Annotated in this window: 6 protein-coding genes; 3 read left to right on the top strand and 3 right to left on the bottom strand. The window is 69.9% G+C overall.

All coding sequences use genetic code 11. The features are described from left to right. Positions 1-93: 93 nt before the first annotated feature. Entirely contained in the window at positions 94-3,558 is a 3,465-nt protein-coding gene (locus tag AB0J68_RS23635; RefSeq protein ID WP_363940499.1) for a ThuA domain-containing protein, read from the bottom strand. A gap of 180 nt (positions 3,559-3,738) precedes the next feature. Between AB0J68_RS23635 and AB0J68_RS23630 the strand changes: the two genes are divergently transcribed. After that, entirely contained in the window at positions 3,739-3,906 is a 168-nt protein-coding gene (locus AB0J68_RS23630) for a hypothetical protein (protein WP_355137516.1), read from the top strand. Between the two features lie 255 nt (positions 3,907-4,161). Further along, complete coding sequence (locus AB0J68_RS23625) at positions 4,162-4,509, top strand: hypothetical protein (RefSeq protein WP_354856073.1); 348 nt, start codon at positions 4,162-4,164, stop codon at positions 4,507-4,509. Positions 4,510-4,533: 24 nt separating this feature from the next. On the opposite strand, the gene AB0J68_RS23620 is transcribed toward AB0J68_RS23625, so the two are convergent. Next, positions 4,534-5,460, bottom strand: a complete 927-nt coding sequence (locus tag AB0J68_RS23620) for a maleylpyruvate isomerase N-terminal domain-containing protein (RefSeq protein ID WP_363940498.1) — start codon at positions 5,458-5,460, stop codon at positions 4,534-4,536. A gap of 120 nt (positions 5,461-5,580) precedes the next feature. Between AB0J68_RS23620 and AB0J68_RS23615 the strand changes: the two genes are divergently transcribed. Further along, a complete protein-coding gene (locus AB0J68_RS23615) occupies positions 5,581-6,063 on the top strand; it encodes a hypothetical protein (protein WP_354856071.1) in 483 nt (160 codons plus the stop codon). A gap of 72 nt (positions 6,064-6,135) precedes the next feature. Here the strand turns inward: AB0J68_RS23615 and AB0J68_RS23610 are convergent, their stop codons facing one another. Further along, positions 6,136-6,669: a GNAT family N-acetyltransferase gene (locus AB0J68_RS23610; RefSeq protein ID WP_354856070.1), complete on the bottom strand. Its 534-nt coding sequence runs from the start codon at positions 6,667-6,669 to the stop codon at positions 6,136-6,138. Between the last annotated feature and the right edge of the window lie 97 nt (positions 6,670-6,766).

The following is a 6,766-nucleotide window of genomic DNA, read 5'->3' as shown; positions in this document are numbered from 1 at the left end:
CAAACTCGCCCACCGGGCGGCCCGGGCGGCGGCGCGGGGGCCGGGGGGGGGGGGGGGGGGGGGGGGCGCCCCCCCCCCCCCCCCGACTCCCGATCAGGTGGCAGTGACGGTGAGGTTGAGCGAGCGGGTCTCCCCGCTGGTGTAGGTGACCGTCACCCGGGCGGTGAAGGTCCCCTTGCGCGTGTAGCTGTGACTCGTCGACCGCAGGGTCGCGCCGTGCGTGACGGCGCTGTTGTCGCCGAAGTCCCACGCGTAGTCGGTGATGCTCTGCCCCGACGGTGCCGTCGCGGTGGCGGTCAGCGTGGTGGTCAACGGCGCGGTGCCGCTGGCCGGGTTGGCCGCGAGCGACAGCGTCCCGCCCGGTTCCTGCTTGACGCCGGCCCCGTTGAACCGCAGCCAGTCGAGCGAGAGCAGGTCCGGTGTGCCGCCGACCTGTGCGGCGTTGACGAACTTCACGTACAGGACGGTGGTGCCGGCGGGTTTGTTGGTCAGCGTGACGGTGGGCGAGACCAGGTTGTCCCACCCGCCGGTGGAGCCGATGGAGGCCGAGCCGATCAGGGTGCCGGTGGGGGAGCCGGTGCGCAGCTCGATCGTGCCGCCGAGGCCACCGTTGGTCACCCCGAGCGTCACCGAGCCGATGTTGCGCAGGTCCACCGGCCCGTACGCCGCCCAGTCGTTGTGGTCGACGTCGCCGAGCCGCTTGCCGGCGCGGGCGGTGGTCCGGTCGTTAACGGTGAGGCCGGACTGGGCGCTGAAGTGCTCGGCCTCCTTGCTCTTGGGTTGCAGCTGCGCCCGGGTCGAGCCGGTCAGCGCCGGTACGCCGCCGGCCGCGCCGCCGTCGGTGTACTGCGCGGTGACGACGGTGTAGAGGTTCTGCCCCGGCCCGTGGCCGTCACCGGCGTCCGCCTCGGTCGCGAGCAGTCCCGAGCAGCCGGTGTAGACGTCCAGCGGGTGGGCGTGCGTGTCGTGGCCGAGTTGGGTCTGGACGGTCACCTTGGCGCAGTCGATGGTGGTGTCCTCCGGGTCGGTGACAATCACCGTGTAGGGGATCTTGTCGCCGAAGTCGAAGAACCCGCCGTCGGGCACGGTGATGGTCACCGTGGGTCGGGTGTTGCCGACCACCACGTCGGTGACGGCGCTGGCGGTCAACCCGTTGCCGCTGTTGCGCACGGTCAGCCGGGCGGTGAACTTCCCGGCCGTCGAGTAGGTGAAGCTCGGGTTGGCGGCGGTGGAGTCGGTGGTGCCGTCGTTGGTGAAGTCCCAGGCGTAGCTGAGCGCCGAGCCGTCACCGGCCGCCGTACCGGCCGAGGAGAAGCTGACCGCGAGCGGCGCGCGTCCGCTGTCCGGGGTGGCGGCGATCTTCGCGGTCGGCGGTCGGCCGTTGGCCACGTAGTCGATCCGGTAGATGCCGGCGCCGGCGTTGCTGCCGCCACGACCGCTGCCGGTGCCCTCGCCGAAGTCGATGACGTAGAGCGAGCCGTCCGGGCCGAACTCCGCCTCGAAGGGCTGGATCCAGCTCATGTTGTCGAAGATTCCGTTGATCGACTGGAGGTCGCCGACCGCGGTGGGACCGAAGCGCGAGTTGGTGAAGGTCTGCGCGGTCCGGTGGATCGAGAGCGTCTTGAACCACTTGCGGGTGAACTCGTACGTGATCCACTTGCCGTCGAAGTACTCCGGGAACTTCGTGGTGCGGGTGTTGGCCGGGTCGTAGTCGTAGACCGGCCCGCTCATCGGGCCGCCGCCCCCGGTGCCGACCTCCGGGAACTGGCTGGAGGCGGAGTACGCGTACCAGACCAGCGCCGACTTCGCCGCCGGCAGGGTGGTCAGGCCGGTGTTGTTGGGGGAGTTGTTCGTCAGCGCCGCGCAGGTGAACTTCGGCCCGGAGGTGCTGGTGGCGAAGTTGTAGTCGTTGAACGGGATGTTGTTGCCGACGCAGTACGGCCAGCCGTAGTTGCCGGCGGCGGTGATGCGGTTGAACTCGACAGTCCCCTCCGGACCGCGGTTGGGGTCGGCGGCGCGGGCGTCCGGGCCGTAGTCACCGACCAGCACCGCGTTCGTCTGCGGCTCGATGGTGATCCGGAACGGGTTGCGCATACCCATCGCGTAGATCTCCGGCCGGGTCTTCGCCGTGCCGGCCGGGAAGAGGTTGCCGCTCGGCACGGTGTACGTACCGTCGGCCTGCGGGGTGATCCGCAGGATCTTGCCGCGCAGGTCGTTGGTGTTGCCGGCGGTGCCCTGCGCGTCCCAGGCGGCCCGGCCGGCCTGCTCGTCGATGGGGGTGTAACCGCTGGAGGCGAACGGGTCGGTGTTGTCGCCGATCGCTGCGTACAGGCGACCGGCCGCGTCCATGGCCAGCGAGCCGCCCATGTGCGAGTTGGCCCGGCCCACGCCGCGGTACGTCGGAACGGTCAGCAGCCGCTTCTCCGAGGACAGCGCGACGCTGTTGTTCGCCACCGTGAACCGGGACAGGTTGAGCTGTTTGAGGGTCTTGTCGGACCAGAGCAGGTAGACCCAGCCGTTGCTGGCGAAGTTGCGGTCCAGGGTCATCCCGAGCAGCCCGTCGGACTGGTCGGTCATCGCCGAGGTGTAGGCGAAGTCCAGCAGCGTGGTGACCTGGAGCGTGTTCGAGTCGACCACCTTCAGCGCGCCGGTGCGCTGGATGTAGTAGACCTTCCGGTCCGGGGCGACGGCCAGCTCGAAGGGGTCGGCGAGGTTCTCGGTGACCAGGCCCACCCGCTCGAAGTTTCCGGTCCTGGTGGCGGAGCAGTCGCCGGCGACCGCGCCGGCGGCCCACTCGATGCCGTAGCGCAGATGCTCCAGGAACGCCGGCTCGCTGAACCGGGAGCTGGCGTGCCCGCCGGCGGTGAACCACGACCGGCCGCCGTCGTAGCGCTGACACCAGGAGTACGCGTGGTCGACGCCCTCGTCCAGACCGCTGATCCCGTCGCGCACCTTGATCTGCGCGAGGGTGTGCACGTTGCCGGTCGGGTTGGTCCGCCAGTTGTACCACTCCTCGCTCTGCTCCCACAGCTCCGGCAGGTTGCGGGTGGAGGGGTGGGCGCGGTCGAGGACCTTGACCCGGCCCGGGTACGTGCCGCCGGTGGCCGAGAAGTCGGGGTGGTAGTCGAAGATGGTGCCGACCAGGCCCTCGTACCACGGCCAGTCGCGTTCGCTGGCCGAGGCGGCGTGCAGGCCGGCCCAGCCGCCGCCGTTGCGGATGAACGTCTGCAACGCCGCGCGCTGGCTGGCGTTGAGCAGGTCACCCGAGGCGGGGGTGGAGTTGGTGTTGTTGAAGACCAGGGCGTCGAAGGTGGCGAGGTTGGCGTCGGTGAAGGCGCCCGCGTCGGTGGTGGCGACGACCTCGAAGTTGTGAGTGGCGCCGAGCTGCTGGATCGCGGCGACGCCGGCCGGGATCGAGTCGTGGTAGAAGTTGGTGATCTTCGAGAAGACCAGCACCCGGAAGCGCGGGGCGGCCTCGGCGGGCAGGGCGGTGGTGGTGCTCAGCACGGTGGCGACGGTGAGCAGGGCGAGGCAGATCGCGCGCAGGTGTTTGGGCATGGGGGCGCTCCCTGTCGGACGGTGAGGGTCGGAAAGCGCTTTCTTGCTGCCCGCATCACGGTACTGACAGCCAGTGACGACCGTCAATAGCCTCGGGTAAGCGGTTTCCTGACGCGGCAGCGGGACACCGCGCCCGCGCGGCGGCGCTTACGATGTCCCCTGGACACGCTCCGGGACATCGTGAATGCGGCGCTCGGCAGCGTCGTCGCGACCGGCGCGGCGTTCGAGCAGATCGTCATCGCCGTGTTCCGGGTCCGGGACGGTCAGATCCTGTCGTACCGCGACTACATCAACCCACTGCCGCTGCTCGATGCGTTGGCCACCATCACCGGCGGCACTCACGCGTAGGCCGCCGCCCGTCGACCTGCGTCACCGAGAGGCGGGCCGCAGGTGCCCCCGGGGCAGCGACCTTCCCTGGCCGACGTCGAGCTGGCCGGGCGGGACCTGGAGGGTTTCTCTCCGACGTGATCAAGCGCGTGCGTCTGCCGCGATCCGTGTCGAAAGGCGTCCCGGATGGACTGAGACATCGATGCATGTCACTCTGACTCTGGACCGAGTCAGCTTTCGGTCCGCTCTTTCAACGCCGTTCCGGGAAGGACGCTCATGCGCACATTCGCCCACCGGACCGCGGCGGGTTTCGCCGCCGTCCTGATCGCCGCGCTGGCCGTGACGCTGCCGGGGTCGCCCGCGGTGGCCGGCGAACCGTTCCAGAGCCCGGACCAGGGCCTGGTCTTCTACTCGAGCTACCCGACCGAAGTGGCCGGCAGGCTGGCCACACCCGACGGCATCTGCCACCAGGTCCCGGCCGACGCGGCCTGGATGCTCACCTGGAGCGGTGGCTTCGGTTCGGTGCCCGGCTACCGGACCCCCGACTGCAGCGGTCCGGCAACCGAGCTCAACAACTTCCACAGCTGGCCGGAGGGCCGCTACCTCACCTACCGGGCCAGCTGACAGCTGGCCGGCCGCGTACGACGATCACAGGTCGCCAGCGCCGCCGTTCGGCCTGTCGCTCCGTCGTCGATCGGCGCTCTCCGTTCCCGCCGGCGCGAGCCGACCGTTGGGCATGTGCACGACCCGGAGGAACGCGGGCAGCCGCCACGGCCGTGGCCCGCCGATGACGACGTCGCGCCGCAGCATCGCCTGCGCGATGCTGATCCGGCCGAACATCATCAGGTTGAACCGGGCGGGCTGGAACCTCACGCGCACGTCGAACGGGGCGTCGGGCGGTGCGATCCACACCCTGCGGTCGCCCAGCGTCAGCGTCGTGGTCGGCGTGAACGCCGATCGGAACTGCACCGACACGTGGTGGCGAGGCATCGGCAGCTCGGTGTTGAGCAGCACCCCGTACGAGTCGCGCAGCATGTCGAACATGAACAGGTCCCAGTAGAGCGCGGCGTGTTCGTCCGGCATCGGCCACGGTCGGCGCAGCGCCCGCGCGATGTCCCAGCCGTGCACGAGCAGCTCGTTGGTCAGATGGGCGAACAGGCCGCCGAGCGTCACCCGCGCGTTGCCCAGCCAACTCACCGTCGACCGCGGATCCGCGGTCGTGACCAGGAGGCGGGCGATCGCGGTGTTCAACTGCGGCAGCAGGACTTCCGGCTCCCGCTCGGTGAAGTGGGCGAGCACGTGGCTGTTGACGTCGGCCACCGTGTCGACGTTCGTGACGGCGAGCATGTCCTCCAGGCCCGGCACCCGGATGGTGACCTCGGTGCCCTCCAGTCTGGCCACGTACAGCACCGCGATCGACACCACGTGCGCGACGGTGTCGGCGAGGGTCCAGTCGTCGGTGACCAGGACCGTGGGCGAGGGCGCGGCGGCCACCATCTCGGTGAACCGGTCGGCAGCCGCCCGCAGGGCCGTGTTCGCCAGATTCCAGCGGTCCGGGCCTGCCGTTTCACTCACGTCCAGCAGTATCGGGCATTCGCTCACACCGGACTTCTCCGAACGTGCGCTCATTCGCCAGTTCCGGGCCGCCGTCACGAGCTACCTCACCCGCTTCGGTGGTGTGGCTATCGTTCTGACATGCTTCGCGACTCATCCCGCGCCGTCGGTGCCGCCTTCCTCGCGGACGGCCCGGCCGATGGCGTCGACCTCAGCCTGTTCGGACAGTTCACGGGCTCCTGGGCACTGGACTGCACCGAGTACGACCCAGATGGGTCCTCGTCCGTCCGCCGGGGCGAGTGGCACTTCGGGTACGCGTTGGGCGGTCGGGCGACCACCGATGTCTGGATCCTGCCCGGCGTCGAACACGGCGTCAGCGTGCGTTTCCCCGATTCCACGGCGGGTCCGGGAATCTGGCGCTCGACGTGGGTGGGGCCGGGCCGGCATCGGACGCACACCTTCCGGGCCGCCCGCGTCGGCGAGCAGATCGTGCTCGACGGCGGTGATTTGCGGTGGACCTTCTCCGACATCGGCGCCGACGAGTTCCGCTGGCGCAACGAGGCACAGCAGCCCGACGGAACGTGGCGAGTTCAGCAGACCTTCCAGGTGTGGCGACAGGTCTGACCGTTGCCGCGACCGGCCACGCTCCGCCGATGACCCGCCGGGGAGCAGCTCCCGCCGGCCGCGACGATCCTGTCAGCCGGAGGTGGTGAAGGTGATAAAGGTGTCGGGGGGCCGCGTTTCGGCAGTCGCACCGTCGTGGACCTCCCACGCGTCCCCGACGACCTGTTCTGCCACCCGCGACCAGAACGCTTCGACACCGGTGTTGTAACGCTGGAAGCCGATACTCCACCTTCCGGGGCACAGTGCGATGACCTGAACGGCAGCGGTACGGCCGACGCCTGTGCGACGCAGCGCGCGGACGACGAAGAAACTGGTGACGGACCTGCCGCCGTCCTCGGTCGGCGTGGTCATCACGAACCCTGCCGTACGGCCGGCCGCGGTAATCAACCATGCCCGGCGTTGCGGGTCGACGCCGGCGAGAAACCGGTCGAGTGGCCGGTCGTTGAACGTGCCATCATCGTTGGGGACGTGACCGTACGCCTCTGACAGGTCATGGCGATACAACTGACCCAGATTGCCGAGCACCGCCCGGTGCGACCGGTCGACCGGTATCAGCGCGACGGGGTTCGAGGGCGGGCGAGGCGGCATCGCAGCTTCCCAGGGCACCGCGGCAGTCTTGCATGCCGACCGGGGCGCTCTGACCGGGTGCGCACGGCCAGCAGTGGAAGGGCGCACAACGGCTCTGCGGGCCGGCGCCCCCGGC

It is taken from the genome of Micromonospora sp. NPDC049580 (genome assembly GCF_040675595.1).
GTDB lineage: Bacteria > Actinomycetota > Actinomycetes > Mycobacteriales > Micromonosporaceae > Micromonospora.
This window is presented reverse-complemented; position numbering and strand designations above follow the sequence as displayed.